This window comes from Agromyces mediolanus, from assembly GCF_014648575.1.
GTDB classification, from domain to species: Bacteria; Actinomycetota; Actinomycetes; order Actinomycetales; family Microbacteriaceae; genus Agromyces; species Agromyces mediolanus.
On record NZ_BMRJ01000002.1, the window covers coordinates 326,810 to 350,104 of the forward strand.

General features: G+C 73.0%; 21 protein-coding genes. 12 read left to right on the forward strand and 9 right to left on the reverse strand.

The features are described from left to right. Window positions 1-110: 110 nt before the first annotated feature. Genes IEY71_RS11360 through IEY71_RS11370 form a run of 3 tightly spaced genes read left to right on the forward strand, consistent with a single transcriptional unit; the run spans window position 111 to window position 3,319 of the window. Entirely contained in the window at window positions 111-1,154 is a 1,044-nt protein-coding gene (locus IEY71_RS11360) for a permease (protein WP_189085445.1), read from the forward strand. 4 nt (window positions 1,155-1,158) lie between these two features. After that, complete coding sequence (locus tag IEY71_RS11365; protein ID WP_189085446.1) at window positions 1,159-1,926, forward strand: TIGR03943 family putative permease subunit; 768 nt, start codon at window positions 1,159-1,161, stop codon at window positions 1,924-1,926. After that, entirely contained in the window at window positions 1,916-3,319 is a 1,404-nt protein-coding gene (locus tag IEY71_RS11370) for a hypothetical protein (protein ID WP_189085447.1), read from the forward strand. The genes IEY71_RS11365 and IEY71_RS11370 overlap by 11 nt, the downstream gene beginning before the upstream one ends. Here the strand turns inward: IEY71_RS11370 and IEY71_RS11375 are convergent. Further along, a complete protein-coding gene (locus IEY71_RS11375) occupies window positions 3,266-4,468 on the reverse strand; it encodes an MFS transporter (protein ID WP_189085448.1) in 1,203 nt (400 codons plus the stop codon). The genes IEY71_RS11370 and IEY71_RS11375 overlap by 54 nt on opposite strands. A gap of 115 nt (window positions 4,469-4,583) precedes the next feature. On the opposite strand from IEY71_RS11375, the gene IEY71_RS11380 reads away from it, so the two are divergent. Continuing rightward, window positions 4,584-5,033 carry a MarR family winged helix-turn-helix transcriptional regulator gene (locus tag IEY71_RS11380; protein WP_189085449.1) on the forward strand — a complete coding sequence of 150 codons (450 nt, stop codon included), beginning with the start codon at window positions 4,584-4,586 and terminating at the stop codon, window positions 5,031-5,033. Window positions 5,034-5,084: 51 nt separating this feature from the next. Here IEY71_RS11380 and IEY71_RS11385 read toward each other — a convergent pair whose 3' ends face one another. Then, window positions 5,085-8,651 (reverse strand): CLIPPER-2 domain-containing protein, encoded by a 3,567-nt coding sequence (locus IEY71_RS11385; protein WP_189085450.1) that lies wholly within the window; start codon window positions 8,649-8,651, stop codon window positions 5,085-5,087. A gap of 91 nt (window positions 8,652-8,742) precedes the next feature. Further along, window positions 8,743-9,750 (reverse strand): Lrp/AsnC family transcriptional regulator, encoded by a 1,008-nt coding sequence (locus IEY71_RS11390; RefSeq protein ID WP_189085451.1) that lies wholly within the window; start codon window positions 9,748-9,750, stop codon window positions 8,743-8,745. A gap of 108 nt (window positions 9,751-9,858) precedes the next feature. Between IEY71_RS11390 and IEY71_RS11395 the strand changes: the two genes are divergently transcribed. Both IEY71_RS11395 and IEY71_RS11400 read left to right on the forward strand, forming a co-directional pair. After that, window positions 9,859-11,340, forward strand: coding sequence for an MFS transporter (locus tag IEY71_RS11395; RefSeq protein ID WP_189085452.1), 1,482 nt, complete (start codon window positions 9,859-9,861; stop codon window positions 11,338-11,340). Beyond that, a complete protein-coding gene (locus tag IEY71_RS11400; RefSeq protein ID WP_189085453.1) occupies window positions 11,337-12,566 on the forward strand; it encodes a M20 family metallopeptidase in 1,230 nt (409 codons plus the stop codon). The genes IEY71_RS11395 and IEY71_RS11400 overlap by 4 nt, the downstream gene beginning before the upstream one ends. 9 nt (window positions 12,567-12,575) lie before the next feature. Here the strand turns inward: IEY71_RS11400 and IEY71_RS11405 are convergent, their stop codons facing one another. Then, window positions 12,576-13,835, reverse strand: a complete 1,260-nt coding sequence (locus IEY71_RS11405; RefSeq protein WP_189085454.1) for a cytochrome P450 — start codon at window positions 13,833-13,835, stop codon at window positions 12,576-12,578. Window positions 13,836-13,851: 16 nt separating this feature from the next. Next, the gene (locus IEY71_RS11410; protein ID WP_308426146.1) at window positions 13,852-15,006 is read right to left on the reverse strand and encodes an alcohol dehydrogenase catalytic domain-containing protein; all 1,155 of its coding nucleotides are present in this window, start codon (window positions 15,004-15,006) and stop codon (window positions 13,852-13,854) included. Window positions 15,007-15,428: 422 nt separating this feature from the next. Between IEY71_RS11410 and IEY71_RS11415 the strand changes: the two genes are divergently transcribed. From IEY71_RS11415 to IEY71_RS11430, 4 genes are all read left to right on the forward strand, one after another. Beyond that, the gene (locus IEY71_RS11415; RefSeq protein ID WP_189085455.1) at window positions 15,429-16,829 is read left to right on the forward strand and encodes a hypothetical protein; all 1,401 of its coding nucleotides are present in this window, start codon (window positions 15,429-15,431) and stop codon (window positions 16,827-16,829) included. Window positions 16,830-16,927: 98 nt separating this feature from the next. Further along, window positions 16,928-17,230 (forward strand): GNAT family N-acetyltransferase, encoded by a 303-nt coding sequence (locus IEY71_RS11420; protein WP_189085456.1) that lies wholly within the window; start codon window positions 16,928-16,930, stop codon window positions 17,228-17,230. 143 nt (window positions 17,231-17,373) lie between these two features. After that, a complete protein-coding gene (locus IEY71_RS11425) occupies window positions 17,374-17,559 on the forward strand; it encodes a DUF8730 family Cys-rich protein (RefSeq protein WP_189085457.1) in 186 nt (61 codons plus the stop codon). Between the two features lie 7 nt (window positions 17,560-17,566). Then, window positions 17,567-18,046 (forward strand): DUF4395 domain-containing protein, encoded by a 480-nt coding sequence (locus IEY71_RS11430; RefSeq protein WP_189085458.1) that lies wholly within the window; start codon window positions 17,567-17,569, stop codon window positions 18,044-18,046. Between the two features lie 386 nt (window positions 18,047-18,432). On the opposite strand, the gene IEY71_RS11435 is transcribed toward IEY71_RS11430, so the two are convergent. From IEY71_RS11435 to upp, 3 genes are all read right to left on the reverse strand, one after another. Further along, on the reverse strand, window positions 18,433-18,909 hold the full coding sequence (locus IEY71_RS11435) for a MarR family winged helix-turn-helix transcriptional regulator (protein ID WP_229781698.1): 477 nt from the start codon (window positions 18,907-18,909) through the stop codon (window positions 18,433-18,435). A 334-nt stretch (window positions 18,910-19,243) separates the two neighbouring features. Then, complete coding sequence (locus tag IEY71_RS11440; protein WP_189085459.1) at window positions 19,244-20,008, reverse strand: winged helix-turn-helix domain-containing protein; 765 nt, start codon at window positions 20,006-20,008, stop codon at window positions 19,244-19,246. A 530-nt stretch (window positions 20,009-20,538) separates the two neighbouring features. Then, entirely contained in the window at window positions 20,539-21,171 is a 633-nt protein-coding gene (upp, locus tag IEY71_RS11445) for a uracil phosphoribosyltransferase (protein WP_189085460.1), read from the reverse strand. Between the two features lie 60 nt (window positions 21,172-21,231). Here upp and tadA point away from each other — a divergent pair, with 60 nt between their 5' ends. Then, window positions 21,232-21,747 carry a tRNA adenosine(34) deaminase TadA gene (gene tadA / locus IEY71_RS11450; protein WP_229781699.1) on the forward strand — a complete coding sequence of 172 codons (516 nt, stop codon included), beginning with the start codon at window positions 21,232-21,234 and terminating at the stop codon, window positions 21,745-21,747. On the opposite strand, the gene IEY71_RS11455 is transcribed toward tadA, so the two are convergent. Next, window positions 21,714-22,337, reverse strand: a complete 624-nt coding sequence (locus tag IEY71_RS11455) for a TetR family transcriptional regulator (protein ID WP_229781700.1) — start codon at window positions 22,335-22,337, stop codon at window positions 21,714-21,716. The genes tadA and IEY71_RS11455 overlap by 34 nt on opposite strands. A gap of 115 nt (window positions 22,338-22,452) precedes the next feature. Between IEY71_RS11455 and IEY71_RS11460 the strand changes: the two genes are divergently transcribed. Continuing rightward, window positions 22,453-23,238, forward strand: a complete 786-nt coding sequence (locus IEY71_RS11460) for an SDR family NAD(P)-dependent oxidoreductase (RefSeq protein ID WP_189085462.1) — start codon at window positions 22,453-22,455, stop codon at window positions 23,236-23,238. Window positions 23,239-23,295: the final 57 nt, after the last annotated feature.

Here is a 23,295-nt window from a genome sequence, read left to right on the forward strand (position 1 = left end):
GCGGCGGGTCGCCTCGCGCCTCGGGCGGTGCGGGGCGGTCCGCCGCGTCGGCGTGCGGACGCCGGCCGAGCTATTGAGAACGATTCCGATTCTCGGTTACCCTCGACGGGATGCCCCCGAGTCCCCTCGCCCCGCTGCGCCCGGCGCCCCTCGCGCCCGGGCGACGCACCGGGGGCCGGATCGCCCCGCTGCCGCTCGCCCTCGGCGTCGCCGGCATCCTCGGCCTCCTCGCCGTGCGCTGGCTCGCGCCGCCCGAACTCTCCGCCGGGCTCGACGACGGCGTGCAGGACTTCATCACCCTCTCGGCGAGCGTCGTCATCGAGAGCCTGCCGTTCGTCTTCCTCGGCATCCTGCTCTCGATCGCCGTGCAGCTCTGGCTGCCCGCCGACCTCCTCACCCGGCGGCTGCCCCGCAGCCCCCTGCTGCGCCGCGCCGTCGTCTCGCTCCTCGGCGTGCTGCTGCCCGTCTGCGAGTGCGGCAACGTGCCGCTCGCGCGCGGACTCGTGCTCCGCGGCCTGACCGTCGGGGAGGCGATGACGTTCCTCCTCGCCGCGCCGATCCTGAACCCCGTCACGATCATCACGACGTACCAGGCGTTCGGTTGGGACGACGGCATCCTCGTGTCCCGCATCCTCGGCGGCTTCGTCATCGCGAACCTCGTCGGCTGGGTGTTCAGCCGGCATCCCCGCCCGATGTCGCTGCTGACGCCCGCGTTCCAGGCCGCCTGCGCGCACGACCACGCCGCGGCCGGCTCGAAGCCGCGGCGCGCCGCCCGGATGTTCGCCGACGAGACCTCCGCGATGCTGCCCGCCCTCTTCGTCGGCTCCGCGGTCGCCGGGCTGATCCAGGTCGTGGTCTCCCGCGAGCTGCTCGTCGCGCTCGGCCAGAACCCGGTGCTCAGCGTCTTCGCCCTCATGCTGCTCGCCTTCGTCGTCGCGATCTGCTCGAACGTCGACGCCTTCTTCGTGCTCTCCTTCGGCTCGACGTTCATGCCCGGCGCGATCGTCGCGTTCCTCGTGTTCGGACCGATGATCGACGTGAAGATGCTCGCGCTCATGCGCACCACCTTCACGGCGCGCACGCTCGTGCAACTGACCGCCATCGTCGCGCTCGCCGCGGCCGCGCTCGGCCTGGGGGTGAACCTGCTTGCCTAGGCTCGTGGCCCGGTGGAAGGGCGTCGCCCTCACCCTCGTCGGGGTGGTCGCGACGGTCTGGCTCGCGCTCGGCGGCGGCCTCGGACTCTACATCCACCCGCGCTACTTCGGCTTCACCGCCGTGATGGCGGTGCTCGGCGGTGCGGCCGCGATCGCCGCGCTGGCGCTCGCACCGCGCGCCGGCGGGGCGGATGACGCGGACGAGGTGGATGCCGACCACGAGACCGCGCCGGGGACGCCGCCGCATCGCCGCCGGCTCGCCCAGCTCGCCGCGTGGGGCACGGTGCTCCTCGTCTCCACGGCCGTCGTGACGCTGCTCGTGGTGCCCCCGGCGGCGCTCACCTCGCGCACCGCCGTGCAGCGCGACATCGACCGCACCACGGCGGACCTCGCGGGCGAGGCCCCGAGCCTCCGCGGCGCCGACCCGGCGACGTTCACGCTCAAGGACTGGGCGCTGCTCGTGCGGCAGAACGACGACCCCGCCGCCTTCGCCGGCCAGCGCCCCGAACTCGTCGGCTTCGTCACGCCCGCCCCGGGCGACCCCGACGACGCCTTCTACCTCGCGAGGTTCACGATCACCTGCTGCGCGGTCGACGCGCAGCCGATCGGCGTGCCGGTGCACCTGCCCGACTGGCGCGAGCGCTTCGCGGTCGACGACTGGGTGCGGGTGAGCGGGGCCTTCGGCCCGGACCCCACGAGCGGCAGCGGCCTCGTGCTGCTGCCCGAAGAGCTCGAGCCCGTCGAACAGCCGGAGCAGCCGTATGTCTACTGACGCCGCGACCGACTCCGCGACCGACTCCGGTGCCCGCCGCTTCCGGCGCGGGCTCGCCGCGACCCTCGGCCTGCTCGCGCTCGCCGCGGTCTCGCTCGGCGCCGCCGGGTTCCTGCAGGGCCCGAAGCTCGTCGACGCTGCGGTCGATGTGCAGCGCGTCACCCGCCTGGCCGAGTCCCGCCTGGTGCTGCAGCTGAATCAGCCCGTCGCGCGGGTGGGCGAGCTGCGGATCAGCCCGCACGAGCCCGCCGCGCTCGAGCTCGACGGCGACCGCCTCGTGGTGACCTTCGCCCGTCCGCTGCCGGCCGGGACGGAGTTCCACGTCGCGATCGACGACGTCGTCGGCGGCGCGCAGCCGGCGGCCGCCGACGTCGCGTACCGGTTCACGACCGCCGACGAGCCCGTGTTCACCCTCGTCCGCCGGAGCCAGGAGGGGCGCCCGGACGTCGTGCGCCGGGCGACCGCGTCCGAGCCGGCGCCGAGCGACGTGCTCGAAGCGCCCCGGCTGCAGTCCTTCACCGCGGCCGGGGAGGTCGTCGTCGCCGCGGCGATCGAGGAGGACGGCACGAACACGCTGCGCGTCGCCGGCGTCGGCGAGACGACCCAGCTCGTCGGGCTGCCCGAGCCGGGGGTCGTCCGCCGCATCGCGGCGTCCACGACGCATCCGCTCGTCGCCCTGGGCTTCGACGGGCGGACGAACCTCGGCGGCGGCGAACCCCGCTACCGGCACGCCCTGTTCACCCTCGACGTCTCGGGTGCGCAGGCCGCGCTCGAGCCGGTGCTGCGCCCCGACGGCGAGCCCTTCGCGGTCGCGGACTGGCGCTTCGTGCCCGGCACGACCTCGCTCGTGCTGCAGGACCTCGACGGCGGGCTCTTCGTCGTCGACGCCCTCGGGCTCTCGCCGCCGATGGCGCTCGGGGCGCACGCGGAGCTGCGCGGCATCCTGCCCGGCACCGCCGTGCTCGTCGTCGCCGACCCCGACGGCGGCGCCCTCATCGACCTCACCACCGGCGAGACGACGGCGAACGAGCTGCCGCCGGCCGGACTGCCCGAGCAGGCCTACCCGGGGCGGGTGCAGCAGCTCGACGCCGACGGAGCGTACCTGATGGACGTGCTGCTCGCGGGCGACGGCGGCACCGAGTCGCTGCTCGCCCTCGTCGACGGCGCGGGCACCGAGGTGCGCTGGGCGGGCGGCGGCAGCAGTCGGCTCGTCGGCTCCTGCCTCTCCCCGAACGGCCGGCTCGTCGCGGTCGAGACCGTCGCAGCGGATGCCGCGTACGACGGCTACCCGAACGCTCCCTCGCCCGTCGACCGACTGACGACCGTCGTCGACCTCGCCTCAGGCGACCCGGTGCTCGTGCAGAACGGGGGCTTCTCCGACTGGTGCGGCTGAGCGCGGGCGGGAGCGCGCCGCGAGCGCCGCGCCGACGAGCACGAGGAGGGCGAGCGCGCTGAGCGCCGCGCCGATCCAGATCGGCGAGGTGTAGCCGAGCCCGGCCGCGATGCCGAGACCGCCCGCCCAGGCGCCGAGGGCGTTGCCGGCGTTGAACGCGGCGATGTTCGCGCCGGACGCGAGCGTCGGGGCGCTCGAGGCGTAGCCCATGATGCGCGACTGCAGGCCGGGCACGGTGCCGAAGCCGAGACCGCCCATCAGGAACAGCGCCACGACGGTGGCGGGACCGTTCGCCGCGACGAGGGCGAAGCCGATGAGCACGACGACGAGCGCCGAGACGAACACGAGCAGCGTGCCGTCGATGGAGCGGTCGGCGGCCTTCCCGCCGATCCAGTTGCCGACGAAGAGTCCGGCGCCGAACAGCACCAGGAGCCACGGCACCGCACCGGCCGCGAAGCCGCTCACCTCGGTGAGGGTGTACGCGATGTACGTGAAGGCGCCGAACATGCCGCCGAACGCCAGCATCGTGACGAGCAGCGAGAGCCAGACCTGCCCGGAGCGGAACGCGGCCAGCTCGCGGCGGAGCCTCGGCTGCTCGAGATGCCCGAGCGGCGGCACGAGCAGGGCGAGCCCGACGAGCGCCACCACGCCGATGGCGGCGATCACCCAGAACGTCGCGCGCCAGCCGTACTGCTGGCCGAGGAAGGTGCCGAACGGCACGCCGAGCACGTTCGACGCGGTCAGGCCGGTGAACATGATCGCGATGGCGGCGGCCTTGCGCTCGGGGGCGACGAGGCTCGCGGCGACGACCGAGCCGATGCCGAAGAAGGCGCCGTGGCAGAGCGCGGCGACGATCCGGCCGATCATCGCGACCGAGTAGTCGGGGGCGAGGGCGGTGAGCGCGTTGCCGGCGATGAAGAGCACGACGAGGCCGAGCAGCACCGCCTTGCGCGGGAGCCGCACGGTCGCGGCGGTGAGGGCGAGCGCACCGACGACGACGCCGAGGGCGTAGCCCGAGATGAGCCATCCCGCCGCCGCTTCGGTGACGCCGAAGTCGCCGGCCACCTCGGGCAGCAGGCCCATGATGACGAACTCGGTGAGGCCGATGCCGAAGGCACCGATGGCGAGCGCGAGCAGGCCGAGTGGCATGGGCGATTCTCCTGATACAGTGAGGTAGTTGCAGACGCTGCATATTTCGGCAGCGGGGTTAATAGTTGCACACGCAAATAGATTGCGCAAGCAACGACCGAGGAGGAGGCCGCACATGGGCATCGCCGACGACGCCGTCGAGATCCGGGCCACGGGCTGGCGCACCCTCGTCGCGCTGCACGCGATGATCGAGCTCGAGCTCGAGCGGGCGCTCGGGGAGTCGGCCGGGCTCTCTGTCGTGGAGTACACGGTGCTCGACGCCCTCGACCGCCAGGACGGCTGGCACATGCGCATGCAGCAGCTCGCCCGCGCCGCGGCGCTCAGCCCCAGCGCCACCACGCGGCTCGTCACGCGGCTCGAAGACCGCGGACTCCTGACCCGCGTGCTCTGCGCCGACGACCGCCGCGGCATCTACAGCGAGCTGACCGCGGCCGGTCGCGCGCTCTACGAGACCGCGCGACCCGTCCACGACGCCGCGCTCGAGCGCGTGCTGGCCGAGGCCGGCGAGCGCCCGGAGCTCGCCCCGATGGTCCAGGCGCTGCACGCCGAGCCGGCCACGGTCTGAGGGGGAGTCGGGGCCGGGTGTCCCCACCGCCCGGCCCCATCCCCCGAGTCGTCAGCGGTGCCGGCCGGTGGGCTGGCGCCGAGCGAGGAGCAGCGCCGCGGCGCCCGCCGCCGTCAGCAGCAGCGCGATCAGGATCGCTCCGACGGGCGGCTCCCAGCCGGTGCCCGCGAGCGGCGGTCCCGGCTTCGGCGGCACCGGTGTGGGCGTGGGCGTCGGCGTCACGGTCTCGACGGACGCGGACGAGGGCGGCGACTCGACCGGCGACTCGTCGGGTGCCGTGCCCGTCGCGATGGCCGTGTTCTCGATCGCGGCCCCGGTGAGGTCGGCGGCGACCGTCGTATAGCTCGCCTCGCAGTCGACGAACGCGCCGGGCAGCAGCTCGGCTGCTCCGCTCGGGCAGGTGACGACCGGCGCCGTGCCGGCCCCGGAGAAGTCGGTCTCGACGACCTCGACCGTCCGCAGGGTGACGTTGCCGATGTTGGTCACCCGGAACGTGTACGAGATCACCTGGCCCGCCGCGGTGACGCGCTCGACGTCGGCCGACTTCACGAGGGAGAGGGCCGGGCTCTGCAACGCCGGGATCACCGTCGAGGAGGGGTTCGACTCGACGGGTTCGCCGCCGGCCTCACCGGTCGCATGCGCCGTGTTCGCGAGCTGGCCGGCGTCGACGTCGGCCTGGGTCAGCGTATACGTCGTCGTGCACGTCGCCTGCTGGCCGGGCGGCAGCGGGGCGCTCGGGCAGGTGATCGGGTTCTCCGGGCCGCTGCCCGAGAACGCGTCCTCCGTGATCGCGAGCCCAGTCACGGTCAGGTTGCCGGTGTTGGTCACCACGAAGGAGTAGGTGATGACCTGCCCGACGACGAAGCTCGCCGCATCGCTCGGACTCGCCGACTTCACGAGGGTGATCCGCGCGGCCTCGTCGAGCGGGGTCGTGGTCGTCGCGGGCGGCGACTCGACCTCGGTTTCGTCGGGCCCGGTGCCGCTCGCCGTCGCCTCGTTCGTGACCTCGCCGGCGTCGATGTCGGCCTGCGCGACCGGGTAGCTCGCGCTCGCGACCGCGAACTGCCCGGGCCGGAGCACCCCGTCGACGCCCGGCCAGGTGTAGCGCAGTGCGCTCACCCCGGGCAGCTGCTCGGCGATGCTCACCCCGGTCAGGGTCGTGTTCCCGGTGTTCGTGACCACGAAGTGGTAGACGATCGGATCGCCCGGCGCCGCGGGGGAGCTGAGGCCAGAGGCATCCGCCGTCTTCGTCAGGGCGATCGCGTCGCTGCGATCGATCGGGGTCTCCGTCTCGACCTCGTTGGACGGCGTGTTCGCGCCGCTCGCGGTCGTGCCGTTCGCGACGGCCCGGTTGATCACCCCGCCGGCGTCGATGTCGGCCTGGGTGATCGCGTAGCTCGCGGTGCCCGTCGCGATATCGCCGGGCTCGAGCACGCCGGGGTCGCCGGGCCAGGTGTACGAGATCGCCGTGATCCCGCTCAGCCGGTCGGTGATCGAGACGTTCTCGAGCCGCAGGTTGCCGGTGTTCTCGATCGTGAAGTCGTAGGCGATGAGATCGCCGACGCTCGGCGGTGAGCTGAAGTCGGGCGTCGCCTCCTTGCCGAGCAGGAGGCTCGGCGCCTGGGTGAGCGGGGTCGTCGTGGTCGCGGGTCCGGCGTCGACCGGCGTGCCGGCCTGCGTCTGTGCGGTCGTCGTCGCGGTGTTCGTGACGAGGCCGGCCTCGATATCGGCCTGCGTGACGGCGTGGCTCCCGGTCACGGTCACGAACTGCCCGGGTGCGAGTACGCCGTCGTCGCCGGGCCAGGTGTAGCTCAGCCCGTCGCCGAGGAGCGTGTCGACCACCTCGACGTCGACGAGGGTGACATTCCCGGTGTTCGTGACGGTGACCGTGTACGCGATCGGGTCGCCGACCGCGGTCGGCTGCTGCACGCCCGAGGCGTCCGCGGCCTTCACGATGGCGATCGAGGGCGTCTCGTCACCGGAGACGACGGCGGTCGAGTCGGCGGTCACGGGCGGGCCGCTCGGCGGTGTGCCAGTCGCGCGCGCGGTGTTCGTGACGCTGCCCTGATCGATGTCCTCCTGCGTCAGCACGTAGGTGGCGGTGCAGCTCATCGCGGCGCCGACGGCGAGTGTCGTCTGCGGGCAGGAGATGGCCGATGGCGTGCCGCTGCCGTCGAACGCCGTCTCCGCCACCGAGACGTCGGTCAGCGGGACATTGCCCGAGTTCGTCACCTGGAAGGTGTACGTGACCGTGCGGTCGGCGACGAACTCCGAGGGGTCGGCGAGGTCGGCCGACTTCACGAGCGAGATCGCGGGCGTCTCGGGGACGGTGAACACGACGGTGGAGTCGCCGGGCTCGAGCAGCCCGTCGAGCGGTCCGATGTTGCCGGGGCCGTTCGTGTACGTGCCCGCGACGGCGCTCGTCACGAGCACCGTGAAGGTGCACGAGGCGGTGCCGGCGTCGAGGTTGCCCGAGCCCGTGATGGCGTTGCCGTCGATCGTCGCGACGCCGGCCGGGCAGTCGGTCCCGGGCTCGCCGGCGAAGGCGAGTCCGGCGGGCAGCGTGTCGGTGAACGACCAGCCGTTCTTCGCGGCGAGCTCGTCGGTGTTCGTGATCGTGAAGGTGAGCGTCGTCGTGCTGCCGGCGACGGCGGTCGTGGGCGAGAACACCTTGTCGAGCTGCGGCGTGGCGTCGACGATCTGCGGGTCGTCGAAGCCGGAGTCGTTGCCGCGGAAGCCGCCGGCGGCGTTGTACAGCTGGATGCCGATCGTCGACACCCCGGCGGGAGCGCGGAAGCCCTGCGAGTTCAGCTTCGCGACGTGGTAGTTCTGCCCGGCGGTCGTGATGATGCGCGCGGCGGGGTCGGTGCACGGGTTCAGCCCGCTCGCGAGGGTCGTGATGGTGCCGGTCCCGGTGCCCGGAGCCGGACCGGAGCCGGTCTGGTTCTGGATGAGGTTGAAGGTGAGGCTCGGGTCCTGGCGGCCGAGGCCCGGCCCCTCGGAGACGCAGTTCACCGCGCCGTAGATGGCGCTGATCTGGTAGAAGTGCCCGGCCGTGATGCTCGTGGTGATCGGCTTCGCGGTCTGGAACTGCACGCCCGGCCCGGGGTTCGACCCGCCGTTCGTGTAGGCGGAGAGGATCTGGTTCTGCTGCGCGACCGGCAGCGTCTCGCCCCGGAAGAGCCCGATCGCCGTCGCCATGCCCTGGAGCCTGGCCCAGGCGGTGGCGTCGCAACCGGAGTCGACGCCCGTGACCACGGCGTTGCGCGGCGTCGAGGAGCGCAGGATCCAGCCGTTGCACTGGTCGCCGGCGGGCAGCCAGGCGGGGCTTGCGACGTACGTCGAGGTGTTCGCGGCGGCGCCCCCGGTGTACTGCGGCAGGCGGATGCCGTTCGTGGCGACCTGGTTCTGGAAGTCCTCCGCGAAGACGGGGACGGATGCCGCGCGCGGGATGCCCGGGCTGCCCGGCGCGCCGCTCGCGGAGGTCGCGGCGGTCAGCGCGCCGCCGCCGACGAGGAGCGCCGCGATCGCGACGATCGCGGCGAGCCAGCGTGGGTGTCGCCCGCTTCCGCTTCGGATGCCGAGGCCCTGTGTCTGCCGATGGTGCGCATGCGTCATGATCGATCCCCCCGAGACCGCAGACTAAACCCGAGGAAACCTCCGCGCAATGCTCCGCCGCTGATCCGTCCCGGCAGCGGGGAGAGCGCGATCACGCGAGCGGGACGATCTCCCCGGTGGCGCGTCCCGAGCGGTCGAGGATGCGCCCCAGGTGCTTGTGCACGCGAAGCACCACGGAGCGGTCGGCGATCCGAGCGCCCGGCAGCCGCCGCTCGAGTTCGGCCTCGATCCGCAGGAGCTCGGTCTTCGCCCGGGCACCGGCCGCGACGATCAGGTTGTACGGGCCCGTGGCGAGCGAGGCGTACTGCACCTCCGGCATCCCGGCCACCGCCTCGGCGGCGCGGGCCGCGGTCGCCGCCGGGGCCTCGAGGAAGAACCAGGCCGCGAGCGGCCAGTTCGTGTAGGGCGCCGCGACATCGGTGCGGAGCACGAGGCTGCCGCTCCGTCGCAGCAGGGCGATGGCGTCGGAGACGCGCTGCGCGCTCACGCCCAGGCGTTCGCCGAGTTCGACGTAGGAGGCGCGGCCGTCGGCGGCGAGCAGGTGACGCACTCGGGTCGCGAACGCGGGGTCGAGTCGCTTCGCCGAGCCCGCGCGGGGCGGGCGCGGCGCCGGCACGCGGGCCTGCTCGCCGGGCGTGAGCGCCTGAACCGTCCAATCGGAGCCGAGCCGGAGCACCTCGGTCACGACGTGGGTGCGGACGTCGCGGATACCGGGGATCACGCCGAGCCGCTCGAGCGCGTACTCCGCGAGCGCGGCGTCGTCCGGCGCGGAGAGGGTGGCGATGAGGTCGCGGCGCCCGGCCGTGAGGTCGATCGAGAAGATCGCGGGATCGGCGGCCGCGGCGGCCGCAGTGGTGAGCACGGCGCCGGGCTCGCAGACGAACTCGACGAGCGCGAGACCGCCGGAGCCGTTCGTCGTCTCGCCCGAGACGGCGCTGATCCAGGCGATGCCCTCCCGCTCGATCCGCGCCCAGCGCCTGGCGAGCGTCGCGGGGTCGCTCGGCACAATGCCGGCCAGGGTGTTCCAGGAGACCCGCGGGTCGATCTGCAGCGCGTGAATGAGCTGGAGATCGAGCGTATCGAGTACAGAATTCGGCATCAGTCTTCAATCCAACGCGGGTATCCGGCAATCAGCGCGCGAATCGCGCGAGTGCTGCAGTCTATAGGCCGTCCCCGCACAATGTCGTCGCCGGAGGTAGGAGCCCCCATGTCCACCACATCCCCCGCGCCCGCCCGGGCGCGCACGAGCGCCGCCGTCGCGCTCGTGCCGACCCTCATCGCGCTCGAACTGTTCGGCGGGCTGATCCAAGGGTGGATCACCCCGCTGCTGGGCGAGATCGCGGCCGACTACCAGGTGCCGGGAGGCGGCGTGAGCTGGATCCTCACCGTCGGTCTGCTCTCCTCCGCCGTCTCGGTGCCGCTCATGACGATGCTCGCCGACCGATTCGGCCCGCGTCGGCTGCTCGTCATCGCCACGGCGCTCACCGCAGCCGGCTCGGTGCTCATCGCGGTCGCCCCGAGCTTCAGCGTCATCCTGATCGGCGCCGTCGTGCAGGGGCCGGTCGCCGCGCTGCTGCCGATCGAGATGTCGCTGCTGAAGCACCACCGGCCGGCCAGCGCCACGCGCATCGTCGGCATCCTCGTCGGCACGCTGACGTTCGGGCTCGCGATCGGCAGCCTCCTCGCCGGACTCGTCATGGAAGCCGTCGGCAGCCTCGTCGTCACCCAGCTCATCGGTGCGGCCCCGCTCGTCGTGCTGGCTCTCCTCGTCGGTCTCGCGGTGCCGAGCACGGCGGGCGATCCCGGGCGCACCGTCGACTGGCTCGGCGCCGGCACCTTCGGCATCGCCCTCGTCGGCATCATGTACGGGCTCTCCGAGGGCTCGAACGTCGGCTGGGGCTCGCCGCTCGCGCTCCTCCCGCTGCTCGTCGGCCTCGCTGCGCTCGTCGTGTTCCTCGTGGTCGAGAACCGCGCGGCGACCCCGCTGTTCGACGTGAAGCTGCTGCGCACCGCGAAGCTCGGCGTGCCCCTGCTGCTCGGCGTGCTGGTGGCGATGACGCTCTTCGGCTCGCAGACCCCCACGGTGCTCTACCTGGGCGCGGACCCCGCCGTGGACGGGTACGGCGCCGGCGCCTCGACCGGGCTCGTCGGCATCGTCTTCGCGATCACCGCCCTGTTCGCGACGCTCGGCTCCTTCGTCGCGCCGCTCGTGACCCGTTGGCTCGGCGGATCGCTCGCCGTCGCCGTCGCCTGCGTGCTGATGGCCGCCGGCATGCTCGTGCTCACCAGCGGTCCGAGCGAGCTCCTCGTGGTGGGCGGGCTCTTCTCGCTCACGTCCCTCGGCACGGGCGTCGTGCTCGCCGTGCTGCCCGGCATCGTGATCGACCGCGCGCCCGAGTCGGCCTCGGCATCCGTGTCCGGCCTCTACAACACCGGACGCACCCTCGGCGGCTCGCTCGCCGGAGCCCTCGTCGCCTCCGTGATGGCCGCGTTCGCGCGCTCGGGCGGCGGCGAGGTCGCCGCCGCGACGCCGTTCGGCGCCTTCCAGGTGATCTGGACCGTGTTCGCCGTCATCCTCGTGGTCGCGGCGGTCCTCGCCCTCGCGCTCGGCGCCCGCCGGCGGCAGCGCGGCGCCGAGGATCTCGTCACCCCCGCCGTCGACACCCCGCAGATCGGAGCCGCATCATGACCATCGTCCAGGACCCCGCCACGGCGGCCTCTCCGTCGAACGCACCCACCCGCACCCTCGTGCGCGAGGCCGTGGAGGCCGAGCGCGAGCGACTCGTCGCCCTGAGCCACGCGATCGGCAACGACCCGGAGCTCGCCTTCGAGGAGCGCCGCGCCGCCGAGCGCGTGGCCGGCTTCCTCGAGGCCGAGGGCTTCGCCGTGACCCGCGGGGCGTACGGCCTCGAGACCGCCGTCGAGGCCGTGTACGGCGAGGGCGCGACGACCGTCGCCGTCGTCGGCGAGTACGACGCCCTGCCCGGCGTCGGTCACGCCTGCGGGCACAACCTCATCGCCGCGGCCGGCGTGGGCGCCGCGGTCGGTCTGAAGGCCGTCGCCGAGCGGCTCGGCATCCGGGTGAAGTTCCTCGGCACGCCGGCCGAGGAACTCGGCGGTGGCAAGATCCTGATGCTCGAGCGGGGCGCGTGGGACGACGCGACCTTCTCCCTCATGGTGCACGGCGGACCGTTCGCGCAAGTCGTCTCGCGCGGGTTCCGCAGCCAGGCGTTCGAACGGATCATCGCGACGTTCCGCGGTCGCGCCGCGCACGCGGCCGCCGCGCCGCACGAGGGCGTGAACGCGGGCGACGCGATCACCCTCTCGCAGGTCGGGCTCGGGCTGCTGCGGCAGCAACTGCCGAAGACGGTCGTCGTCGGCTCCTTCGTCGTCGAGGCGGGCGGGGCGACGAACGTCATCCCGGAGACGGGCGTGCTCGAGGTCGAGATCCGCGGGAACACCGAGGAGGAGTGGCACGACGCCCGCGCCCGCGTGCGGCGCGCGCTCGAAGGGGCGGCGCTCGCCTCGGGCTGCACGCTGGAGATCGAGCAGCCCGAGCTGCCGTACGCGCCGCTCGCCCCCGATGACGAGCTCTGCCGCCTCTTCGACGAGGCGATGGAGGAGCTCGGCTACGAGCTGATGCCGGTGCCGGCCGGCACGACCGGCGGGTCGACCGACATGGGCAACGTCTCGCAGTACCTGCCGGCGATCCACCCCATGATCGCGCTCCTCGGCGTCGAGGCGGTGCCGCACCACCACAGCTTCGCGCAGGCGGCGCTCTCGCCGGCCGGCGACACCGCGGCGGTCGACGGGGCGGTCGCGCTCGCGCTGGCGGCGGCGGCCGCCGTCGAGGACGACGGCATCCGCGAGCGGCTCCTGGCGGCGCAACGGGAGCGGGCGCCGTACCGGGCCTGAGCCGCCGACTCAGCCGCGCAGTCGCACCCGAAGTCCGCCGGGCGGGAGCGCGGGAACGCGGCGCAGGCTGATCCGCAGGTCCTGATCCGGCACCGAGTAGGGTGCCGGCTCGGCGGCCGCGAGGGCGAGGAAGCGGGTCATCACGGCCACGGTCGCTCCTTCGCCGGGGCAGCGGTGTCCGCTCGCGACGTCGCCCGCCCCCTGCGGCACGAGCGGGCCGCCCGGTGCGCCGCCGAGGAAACGGCCCGGCTCGAAGTCGTCGGCCTGCGTCCACTCGGCGGGATCGTGATCGGTGGCGTACAGGTCGAGCATCGCGCGGTCGCCGGGCTCGAAGCGGTGGCCGTGCCATTCGAAGGGCGCCGTCGCGGTGCCGAGCACGCCGGGGAAGAACGGGTACCAGCGGCGCACCTCCTGCGCGAAGTCGAGGCGCGCCTCGGCATCCGACCGGAGCGCCTTCCGCCAGCCGGAGTGGCGCTCGAGCGCGTGCGCCGAGAACGCGAGGTACCGGCTGATCGCCACGATCGGTCGGAGGAGGTTCAGCAGCTCGACGGCGGCGGTCCCGGCGTCGAGCAGCGCGCCGTCCGCCCCCGTCTGCCGGGCGACGATCGAGAGCGGCGCGTCGCTCGGCACCGCCAGCCGCCCCGTCCGGCTCGCCGTGACCGCTTCCGCCGCCCAGCGCTCGACGCCGCGACGGCGGGCGCGCGCCAGCCAGTTCCTCGGCCCCACGTGGCCCGCGTGCTCGACCATGGCCCCGAGGCGCTCGGCCAGGCGGTCCACCTCCACGAGGCGCACCGGGATGCCGCACCAGGCCACGGCGGACTTGGTCAGCACCCGACTGCAGAGCTCGGCGAGGGAGACCGTGCGGCCCGCTTCCGCGGACACGGCCTCCGCCCAGTCCGCGGCGAAGCGTTCGGCGAGCCGTTCCGCGTACTCGTCGTCGAGCAGCTCGAGGAACATGCGCTTGCGATGCCGGTGCGCGACGCCGGAGAGGGATTGGACACTGCCCTCGTCCTGCAGCAGGTGCATGGCCGACGCGGGGATGGCGGACCCGCGCGACATGCGGTCGGGCGCAGAGAAGGCCTCGGCCGCCTCGCGCCCGCGCATCACGACGGTGGTGCGGCCGAGCAGGCGGGTGCGGAAGCCGTCCGCGCGCAGCCGCGAGAAGCGCCGCCCGCCGTAGCCGTATCCCTCGCGGAGGAAGGCGAGCGAGTCGTCGAGCGAGCCCGCCGAGGGCAGCGGCTCCTCGTGGGGCGTCTGTTCGCTGCTCACGGCTTCAGCACCACCTTCACGCAGCCCTGCTCCTTCTTCTGGAACAGCTCGTACATCTCCGGGCCCGGTCCAACGGCACGCGATGCGTCGCGAGGTCCTCCGTGCCGAGCGGATCGTCGGGGTCCTCGACGAGCGGCCGCAGCGCGTCCTGCCAGGCGTGCACATTGCACTGCCCCATGCGCAGCTGCACCTGCTTGTCGAAGAGTCGCATCATCGGCATGGGGTCCGCCGTTCCCGCGTACACCCCGACGAGCGACAGGGTGCCGCCGCGGCGCACGGCCTCGATGCCGAGCAGCAGGGCCGCCTGGCGGTCGAGCCCCGCCGAGAGCATGAGCTTGCGCGCGGCGGCGTCCGGCAGCATCCCGATCGCCCGCTGCATCCCCGAGACGACCGGATTCCCTTTCGCCTCCATGCCGACCGCATCGATGACCGAATCGGGGCCGTGCCCCTCGGTCGCGTCGAGCAGCGCGGCCAGGGCGTCGTCGTCGAGGTCGAAGGTCTCGGCGCCGTAGCGCTCCGCGAGGAGCCGGCGCTCGGGCACCGGATCGATCGCGAGCACCCGGAGCCCGCGATGCCGGGCGATCCGCACGCAGAGCTGCCCGACCGGGCCGAGGCCGAGCACCGCGACGGTGCCGCCGGGCGGAACCGCCGCGTACTCGACGCCCTGCCACGCGGTCGGCAGCACATCGCTCAGGAACAGATAGCGGTCGTCCGGCAGCTCGTGACCGACGACCACCGCGTTCGCGTCGGCCCGGCGCACGCGCAGGTACTCGGCCTGGCCGCCGGGCACCGAGCCGTAGAGCTCGGTGTAGCCGTAGAGCTGTGCGCCCGTGCCGTAGTCGCGGTTCTGCGTCGTCTCGCACTGCGTCGTGAGCCCGAGCCGGCACATGGCGCACTCGCCGCAGGCGATGGCGAAGGGCACCACCACGCGGTCGCCGAGTGCGACACGGCGCACGTCCCGGCCGACCTCGACGACGACCCCCATGGCTTCGTGCCCCAGCACGTCGCCGCGGTGCAGGAACGGGCCCAGCACCCCGTACAAGTGCAGATCCGATCCGCAGATCGCGGTCGAGGTGACCCGGATGATGACATCGCCCGGTTCTTCGATCGCGGGATCCGGGATGCTCTCGACGGAGACGTGCTGCGGGGCCTGCCAGGTGAGTGCTCGCATGCTCCGGGTCTACCGGGCGGCAGAAGACTCGGACAGGGCCTTGACAGCCCTGGTGGCCGGTACCGGTGCCGCTCCGCGTCCGCCGCTTCCGCGAGGAATCATCACGATGCGGTAGACTTCGCGGGCAGTTCTTCCGGTGCGCGCGCCGGCCGTCGGGCTCGTCGTTTCGAGTCCCGCCCGCCGCTCCGGTCCCCGTCCGTTCGTCGAGGCGAAGGGGCGGGATTCTCGCCGCTCGGTGGCCGTTCTGCCCCGGAATCTCGGACTTTGCCCCCCGTTTTGGGTGGATTCTCGACGATTCGGGCGTGGGGGCGCCGATAGGCTCGTTTTGTCTGATTCCCGTGAACGAGAGTCCGGATATGAGGGGTGCGTTTGTCGGGGCCACCCCGGCACCAACACTCCGGGTACACTCCCTGCGGCGTCGCATGGCGGCCCCGGATTGCGCCGGTCGTGAAGATCACGTCCGGCTGAACGGCGAGCGTTCGAGCGCCTCGCTCCCCGAGGTGCGCACGGAGACCGTGCGGGTCGCGGAAGCGGCATCCGATCCACTGGCCGCCATCGCCCTGCGTTCGTCCCGCGCCCTCCGACGCATCTTCGTGCTGGGGATCGCCCTCGCCTTCGGCATCGTCTTCGCCCGACTGCTCAGCGTCGAGGGACGCGGGCTCGGCTTCGACGCCCAGTCGCACGCCCTCGGCGGCTGGGGCGCCGCCGACGCCGCGGTCATGCCGCTCGCGGCGCTCGGGGCGGTCGCCGTCGCGATGCTGCTCCTCGTCGTCTCCGCCTCGGAGGAGCGGCTCGCCGCCGTCATGCGCTTCGGGCTCCCGGGCTTCGACGACCGGGCCAGGGCCATCGCGAACGGCATGGTCTGGGCCGGCATCGCCCTGCTCGCGGTGCACTTCGCGGCGCCGGCGTTCGCGTGGATGCCGGGCGGGCACGAGGCCGCCGGCGTGCTCCTCGGCACGGTGCTCGGCGCGGGCACCGCCAGGCTCCACCACCAGGCGATCGGCCACGAGGCCTACCGCACCTTCAATCTCGTCTCCATGCTGCTCGCCGCCGGCAGCCTCGGCGCCATGTCCATCACGCCGACGGGCGAGTGGTGGACCTTGAACTTCAGCACGCTCGGCACGAGCGACGACCTCGCCGCCGCGAGCTTCAACGTGGGGATCGTGATCGCGGGGCTCGGCATGGCCGTGCTCGGCCCGGCGCTCACCCGGGCCCTCGGCGAGGCGCGCTTCGCCGCCCGCCGGGGCGGGCTCGGCGCCGCGCGGGTCCTCATCGCGGTGATCGGCGCGAGCCTCGCGGGCGTCGGCCTCGTGCCGATCGACACCGACACGCTGCTGCACAACGTCTTCGCCTGCGCCGCGGCGGCCGGCTTCGCCGGGCTCGCCGGGTGCGTCCGGGCGTTCGCCCGGCGGATGCCGCGCACCCTCGTCGTGCTGTCCTTCGTCTTCCTCGGCATCGAGGTCGCGGCCATGTTCGCGTACCAGGTGCTCGGTCTGTTCAACCTGACGGTGTTCGAGATCGTCGCGTTCACCCTCGTCTTCGCCTGGCTCATCGCCCTCGTCGCCACGACGCACGCCCACCCCGCGGCGGAGCCCCACGAGCTCGGGCTCGCGACCGCCGCGGTCGCCGCTCACGCGCACGCGGTGCCGCGCCGTCGCCTCGTTCCGGCGGCGTCGGCCGTGCTCGGCCGGCCCGCCGGCCGCGACGACGAAGCCAGGCTGCGCGGCCCGCGCGGGGTCGGCTCGGACCGCCCCCGCCGTCTCGGAGTGCACAGCGCGGATGCCTCGGCCGACGACCCTCCGGACCACGCGGCGCTCGTCTGAGCCGTCCCGTCCGTCGCCGGGAATCCCTGCCGGAGCCCGACGTTGCACCTGGTGACGGCGCCGCGCAGCCCTGCGCGGCCGAGGGAGCGGAGGAGCGCATGAGCGAGGAGATCGAGCTGGCGGAGGTCGCCGAGCGGTCGCGGTACGAGATCCGGTCCGGCGGGGAGGTCGCCGGCTTCGCGATGTACCGGCGCGCTGCAGGCCGGACGACCTTCACGCACACGATCGTGAAGCCCGAGTTCGAGGGGAAGGGCATCGGCAGCCGGCTCGCCCGCTTCGCCCTCGACGACACGGTCGCGCGCGGCGAGCGGATCGTGCCCGAGTGCCCGTTCATCCGGGCCTACCTCGAGCGGCATCCGGAGTACGCCGACGCCGTGGACCCCGTCGAGCCGACCGCGTAGGGCTCGCCAGCTCGGCATTCAGCGTGGCGTTCAGCGAGGATTCAGATACCCCCTGGGTATCCTGGACCCGTCGGAACCCGGCGCTCCCGTCGAACGGGACCGTCCCGGGCCGGCGACCTCGATCCCCTTCGAACGGAGTACCCATGTGCCGAGCTGTGACCTGCCGAACCTGCCAGAAGACGACCTGGGCGGGGTGCGGACAGCACGTCGGCGCGGTCAAGGCGAGCGTCCCCGCGGGGCAGTGGTGCGCCGGCACCCACACGCAGGCCCAGATCGACGCCGCGAAGGCGAGCCGCGGCGGATTCCTGGCCCGGCTCTTCGGCCGCTGACCGCTCCGTGATCAACGAGCGGGCCGCCCGCGCAGGAGCGGGCCTCCTGCTCCTGCCGGGCCTCGTCCTCTACGTCACGGCCGCCCATCAGGGCTCCGCCGACGTCCTGAAGCCGTTCGGCGCGGTCTTCGTCGTCGACATGATGCTCCGCGTGCTGCTCGGCGAGCGGTGGGCGCCCTCGCTCGTGCTCGGCGGGCTCATCGTGCGACGTCAGCGGCCGGAGTGGGTCGGCGCCCGCCAGAAGCGATTCGCCTGGTGGCTCGGCTACGGCCTCGGCCTCACCGCGTGCCTCGCGACCGGGCTCCTGCAGGCCCCGCTGTGGGTGACGCTCGCGCTCTGCGGACTCTGCCTCTCGCTGCTGTTCCTCGAGACCGCGTTCGGCATCTGGGTCGGCTGCGCGCTGCAGTCGCGCCTCAGCAGGCACGCGCCGACGAACTGCCCCGGCGGCGCCTGTCCGAGCCACCGCGGAACGCGGTCCGCGCCCTGAATCGCACCACCGCATGTCACCCGTTCCGGGGGCGGCACACGGCGCGCGGCGGGGATACGATTCACCCAAACCCGAGTCGGGAACCCGAACCCGACATGCCCGCCATCCGTGGTGGCCGCGGTGCGCCCTCGCGCGCCCCGCTCGGGAGGTTGCTCGTCGAGCTCAGTTCGGGTCGCTCGGCGGGGAGGGCCTCCCCGGAGGCCGCGGTGGGGCGGGAGGTAGGGTTCCCGCCCCACCGTCATTCGCGGCAATCGTGGACCGGCGGGTTCCCGTCGCGCCGCGGGTCGGCCGTCATTCGCGGCAATCGTGGACCGGCGGGTTCCCGTCGCGCCGCGGGCCGGCCGTCATTCGCCCGGGTTCCCGTGGTTCGCCCGTCGTGCGCCGCGTCAGTCCTCGTCGTCGGGCTTGATGACCGGCGCGCCCGCTTCGGCGGCGCCCTGGCGCAGGCGCGTGGTGAGCCGGATCAGCGTGCGCAGCTCCTCCTCGTCGAGCGAGGCGCCCATGTGCTCGGTGATCGACTGCATGTGCTCGACCGCGACGCGGCGGAACAGGTCGAAGCCCTCCGCAGTGATGGAGACGATGGTGCCGCGGCCGTCGTCCGGATCCTCGCTCTTCACCAGCAGGCCGCGGGCGGCGAGCCGGTCGACGAGCCGGCTGACGCTCGGCTGCGTGATCAGCACCGAGCGGTTGAGCTCCTTCAGGCGCAGTCGCCGGCCGGGCGCGCGGGAGATGTTGAACAGCACGTCGTACTCGTTCATCGAGATGACCGAGGACGGGAAGTCCCGCTGCAGGGCCCGCATGACGGTCACCTGGGCGCGGAACAGCGATTCCCAGGCCGCGACGGTGAGCTGCCGATCGACCACGTGGTGCTCCCTTCGTCAGCGCGCAAGCGCGCTACCCAGAATAAGGGGCCCGGACACGGTTGAGGGCCGGTCGTAGAGGCTGACGACCGGCCCTCGCCCTTGCACCAAGAGTGTCCTGCAATCACATTCCACACCGCCCGCCACAGCAAACGAGCGGTGCGAGATCGAATATATAACAGAAAGGTAACGGGCGCCAGACCCGCCCGGAAATCTCTGCGGCGGCCCACAGGTGGCGCGGAGGAGATCCGCTCTGCGGGAGGATGCCTCGGCGCGAATCATCCTCCGGGAAGGCGAACATCCTCCCGCCGAGCGGGAGGATGTTCAGTGCCTGATCTCAGAAGACGTCGGGGCTCGGCGTGGAGGCCTGGCGGATCGAGACGTCGGCGTGCCGGTCGAAGCGGTAGCCGAGGCCGCGCACGGTGCGCACGATGTCCTGGTAGTGCGCGAGCTTCGAGCGCAGGCGGCGCACGTGCACGTCGATGGTGCGCTCGCTCGGGGCCTCGTCGTCGGCGTTCCAGAGGCTGTCGATGAGCTCGTGCCGGTCGATCGTGCGGCCCTCGCGGAGCACGAGGTACTGCAGGAGCTCGAACTCCTTGTACGTGAGGCCGGCGGGCTCGCCGTCGAGCAGCACCCGCTTGCGGGAGATGTCGATGATGACGCCGTTCGGGTGGCGGTCGCTGTCGTCGCGCACGTCGCCCTGGGCCTCGCGCTGCTTGGCGAGCGCGGCCGGGTCCTGGAGGGCGAGGCGCACGACGTCGACGTCGCGGCCGCCGGCACCCTCGGGAGCGAGGGCGACGGCCGCGTAGGTCTCGGCGGAGGGGGCGACCTCGGCCGTCAGCCGGCGCAGGGCCTCGACGATGCGGTGCAGCGTCGTGCCGTCCTCGGTGGCCTTGTTCTCGTCGATGCCGACGTAGAGCACGAAGCCGCGGGCCTCGGTGCCCTCGGGCACGGCGCGGACGCGGGGAGCGGGGGAGGCGAGCTCGGCGGCCGGAGCGGCGAGGCGGGCGATGGGGGCGCCGTCGGCGATGGCGCGGACCGGGGCGGCCGAGATGCTGGGGGCGGTGCGAGCGGTGGGAGCGGAAGCGAGTGCGAGCGACATGACGGATTCCTTGCGTTGCGGGTGCAGCGATCGACCCCGTCGTCGGGGTCTGCGAACTGGCCGAAGAGGGCCGGGCGAGCGCCTGGGCGGCGGCTCAGAGGAGTCCGGGCGATCTGGATGCGGATCGGCGGCGGGACTCGGCGAAGAGGTCGCGGGTCAGCGGCACATTCGACAACACGTGCCTGCACGCGCCGACATCATCATGTCGGCAGTCCTGTTCACCTCGCGGGTGGTCAGGGTGCGTGCGGTGTCGGTCATGGGGAGAGTCAATCGGAGCCACGAGCATGTGTCAATTCGTGACCGCGGGATGACGGGGTGTGACGTCGCACGCGGTGCATCGGCATCCGGGCGTCGCGCAACCCTCTCGCCCGCGACCGCTCGAGATCGAAGAATCAACGAGAAAGCGACTTAGGAAAAAATCTTCTGCACCGGGGTCCCGGGCTGGCGCGGCGGCGCTCGAAGATCCTTCGCATATAGCACGACGGGCACCTCGATCGAGGCGCCCGTCGTCGAAACAGGGGAGGGATGACTCAGACGGTGCCGTAGAGCCGGTCGCCGGCGTCGCCGAGGCCCGGAACGATGAAGCCGTGCTCGTTGAGGCGCTCGTCGACGGCGCCGAGCACCACGGTGACCTCGCGTCCGCGCAGCGCCTCCTCGACGGCCTTCAGGCCCTCGGGGGCGGCGAGGATGCAGATCGCCGTCACGTCGGTCGCACCGCGCGCGAGCAGGAAGTCGATCGCCGCGATGAGCGAGCCGCCCGTCGCGAGCATCGGGTCGAGCACGAAGCACTGCCGGTTGCTGAGGTCGTCGGGCAGGCGCTCGGCGTACGTCGTCGGCTGCAGCGTCTCCTCGTCGCGCGCCATGCCGAGGAAGCCCACCTCGGCGCTCGGCAGCAGCTTGACCATGCCCTCGAGCATGCCGAGGCCGGCGCGCAGGATCGGCACGATGAGCGGCTTCGGCTCGGCGATGCGCACACCGGTCGTCACGGCGACGGGCGTCTCGATCTCGACCTCGGTGACGCGGACGCCACGGGTGCCCTCATACGCGAGGAGCGTCATGAGCTCTTCGACGAGGGAGCGGAACACCGGCGAGGGGGTCTCGCGGTCGCGGAGCACCGTCAGCTTGTGGGTGATGAGCGGGTGATCCGCCACGTGGACTCGCATGGCCCCGATTCTACGGCGCGGTAGCGTGGCAGCCGAGAGCCGATCGAGCGGAGGGCGCGGATGGAGCGGGCGGAGCACCGGGAGTGGATGCGTCGCGCACTCGCCGTCGCCGAGGAGGCGCTGAACTCCGGCGATGTGCCGGTGGGGGCCCTCGTGCTCGACCCCGACGGGCGGGTGATCGCCGAGCGGCGCAACGAGCGCGAGCTCAGCGGCGACCCGACGGCGCACGCCGAGGTGCTCGCGCTCCGTGACGCGGCCGCGGCGCGCGGCGAGTGGCGGCTCGAGGGCTGCACGCTCGTCGTCACGCTCGAGCCCTGCGTGATGTGCGCGGGGGCGATCCTCGCGGCGCGGGTGCCGACCGTCGTGTTCGGCGCCTGGGACGAGAAGGCCGGTGCCGCCGGCTCGCTGTACGACGTGCTCCGCGACCGCCGGCTGAACCATCGCGTCGAGGTGTACGGCGGGGTGGAGGCGGAGGCCGCGGCGGCGCAGCTGCTCGGCTTCTTCGGCGGTGCCGAGCACCGTCCGGCCGACGGCCGCCCGGGTCAGGCGCCGAGCGAGATGCCGCTCGACAGCTGAGCGAAGGCCCGCCCGGCGAGCGCGGCGGGCACCCCGGCCGAGCCGTCCGGGTCCTCGTCTCCCGCGGCCCACTGCTCGAGTCCGAGCCGGATCGCGTCGGTCGCGGCGGCGGCGAGCAGCCGCACCTCGAAGGGGTCGGCTCCGTCCCCGGCGAGTTCGGCGATGATCGCGCGCAGGCGCGTCTCGGAGTCGTGGTTCACGCGGTGCCAGACGGTCTGCAGCGCGGGGTCGTCGGCCGCGGTGCGGAGCAGGCCGTGGGTCCAGCGCAGCGCCTCGCGCTCGGCGTCGTCGACCGGGGTCAGCACGCGGGCGATGAGCTCGGGGAAGACCGCGGTCGGGTCGCCGGGCGCGGATGCCGCGAGCGCCGCCTGCCAGGTGACCGCGCCGACCGCGAGGAGCGGGCCGACGGCATCCTCCTTCGTGCGGAAGTAGCGGTAGAAGGTGCGCAGCGACACCCCGGCGGCGGCCGCGATCGATTCGGCCGTGACCTGGTCGGCCCCGTGCTCGGCGAAGCGCACGGCGGCGGCCTTGGCGATCTCGAGCTGGGTCGCCGCCTTCCGGCGCTCGGTCAGGGTCGGCGTGCGTTCCACGTCTGGCAGCGTACGGGAAATACTCCGCGCCGTGGCGACGTTTGACATGATGACACGTTGTGCCAAACAGGCGTAACGTGTAGCAAAACTCCTGGGACTCGAAAGGTCGAACACCATGAACCGCTACGAAGGTCGCCGCGCACTCGTCACCGGCGGCGGATCCGGCATCGGACAAGCCACCGTGCTGCGCATGCTCGCCGAGGGCGGCCGCGTCGTCGCCGCCGACGTCAGCGACGCCGGGCTCGCCGACACCGTCGCCAAGGCGGGCGACGCCGCCGAGCGCCTGCACACCGTCGCCATGAACATCGCCGAGGAGGCATCCGTCCGCGCCGGCGTCGCCGCCGCCGTGGAGTGGCTCGGCGGGCTCGACGCGCTCGTGAACGCCGCCGGCATCCTGCGCTCCTCGCACACGCACGAGACGAGCCTCGACGCGTTCGAGCAGGTCGTCCGGGTGAACCTCGTCGGCACCTTCCTCGTCATCCGCGAGGCGATCCCCGCCTTGCTCCAGGGCGAGGGCGCCGCCGTGGTCAACTTCAGCTCGACCTCCGCGGCGTTCGCGCACCCCTACATGGCGGCCTACGCGGCCAGCAAGGGCGGTGTGCAGTCGATGACGCACGCGCTCGCGGCCGAGTACGCGAAGCAGGGCATCCGCTTCACGGCCGTGCAGCCCGGCTCGATCTCCTCCGGCATGACCGACGGCTCCGGCCAGAGCAAGCAGAGCCAGGGCCCCGGCCTCCCCGAGGACGCCGACATGATGCTGTTCATGAAGCTGCAGCCCGCCCTCGGTCAGGGCTTCGCCGGCCCCGAGACCGTTGCGAGCGTCGTCGCGATGCTCGCGAGCGACGACGGCCGCTTCATCACGGGCACCGAGGTGCGCATCGACGGCGGCACGCACTTCTGAGTCGCGCCCGCCGCACACCCCGACAGTGAGTTGCCCGACTTCCATGGAAGTCGGGCA

Excerpts from the sequence above, each read along its gene's own strand:
- tadA (WP_229781699.1), top strand. The coding sequence starts at position 21,232 with ATGGAGCGGGCGGAGCACCGGGAGTGGATGCGTCGCGCACTCGCCGTC.
- IEY71_RS11395 (WP_189085452.1), top strand. The coding sequence starts at position 9,859 with ATGTCCACCACATCCCCCGCGCCCGCCCGGGCGCGCACGAGCGCCGCC.
- IEY71_RS11410 (WP_308426146.1), bottom strand. The coding sequence starts at position 15,006 with ATGCGAGCACTCACCTGGCAGGCCCCGCAGCACGTCTCCGTCGAGAGC.
- IEY71_RS11420 (WP_189085456.1), top strand. The coding sequence starts at position 16,928 with ATGAGCGAGGAGATCGAGCTGGCGGAGGTCGCCGAGCGGTCGCGGTAC.
- IEY71_RS11440 (WP_189085459.1), bottom strand. The coding sequence starts at position 20,008 with ATGTCGCTCGCACTCGCTTCCGCTCCCACCGCTCGCACCGCCCCCAGC.
- IEY71_RS11415 (WP_189085455.1), top strand. The coding sequence starts at position 15,429 with ATGGCGGCCCCGGATTGCGCCGGTCGTGAAGATCACGTCCGGCTGAAC.
- upp (WP_189085460.1), bottom strand. The coding sequence starts at position 21,171 with ATGCGAGTCCACGTGGCGGATCACCCGCTCATCACCCACAAGCTGACG.
- IEY71_RS11370 (WP_189085447.1), top strand. The coding sequence starts at position 1,916 with ATGTCTACTGACGCCGCGACCGACTCCGCGACCGACTCCGGTGCCCGC.
- IEY71_RS11390 (WP_189085451.1), bottom strand. The coding sequence starts at position 9,750 with ATGCCGAATTCTGTACTCGATACGCTCGATCTCCAGCTCATTCACGCG.
- IEY71_RS11460 (WP_189085462.1), top strand. The coding sequence starts at position 22,453 with ATGAACCGCTACGAAGGTCGCCGCGCACTCGTCACCGGCGGCGGATCC.
- IEY71_RS11360 (WP_189085445.1), top strand. The coding sequence starts at position 111 with ATGCCCCCGAGTCCCCTCGCCCCGCTGCGCCCGGCGCCCCTCGCGCCC.
- IEY71_RS11380 (WP_189085449.1), top strand. The coding sequence starts at position 4,584 with ATGGGCATCGCCGACGACGCCGTCGAGATCCGGGCCACGGGCTGGCGC.
- IEY71_RS11425 (WP_189085457.1), top strand. The coding sequence starts at position 17,374 with ATGTGCCGAGCTGTGACCTGCCGAACCTGCCAGAAGACGACCTGGGCG.
- IEY71_RS11385 (WP_189085450.1), bottom strand. The coding sequence starts at position 8,651 with ATGACGCATGCGCACCATCGGCAGACACAGGGCCTCGGCATCCGAAGC.
- IEY71_RS11375 (WP_189085448.1), bottom strand. The coding sequence starts at position 4,468 with ATGCCACTCGGCCTGCTCGCGCTCGCCATCGGTGCCTTCGGCATCGGC.
- IEY71_RS11400 (WP_189085453.1), top strand. The coding sequence starts at position 11,337 with ATGACCATCGTCCAGGACCCCGCCACGGCGGCCTCTCCGTCGAACGCA.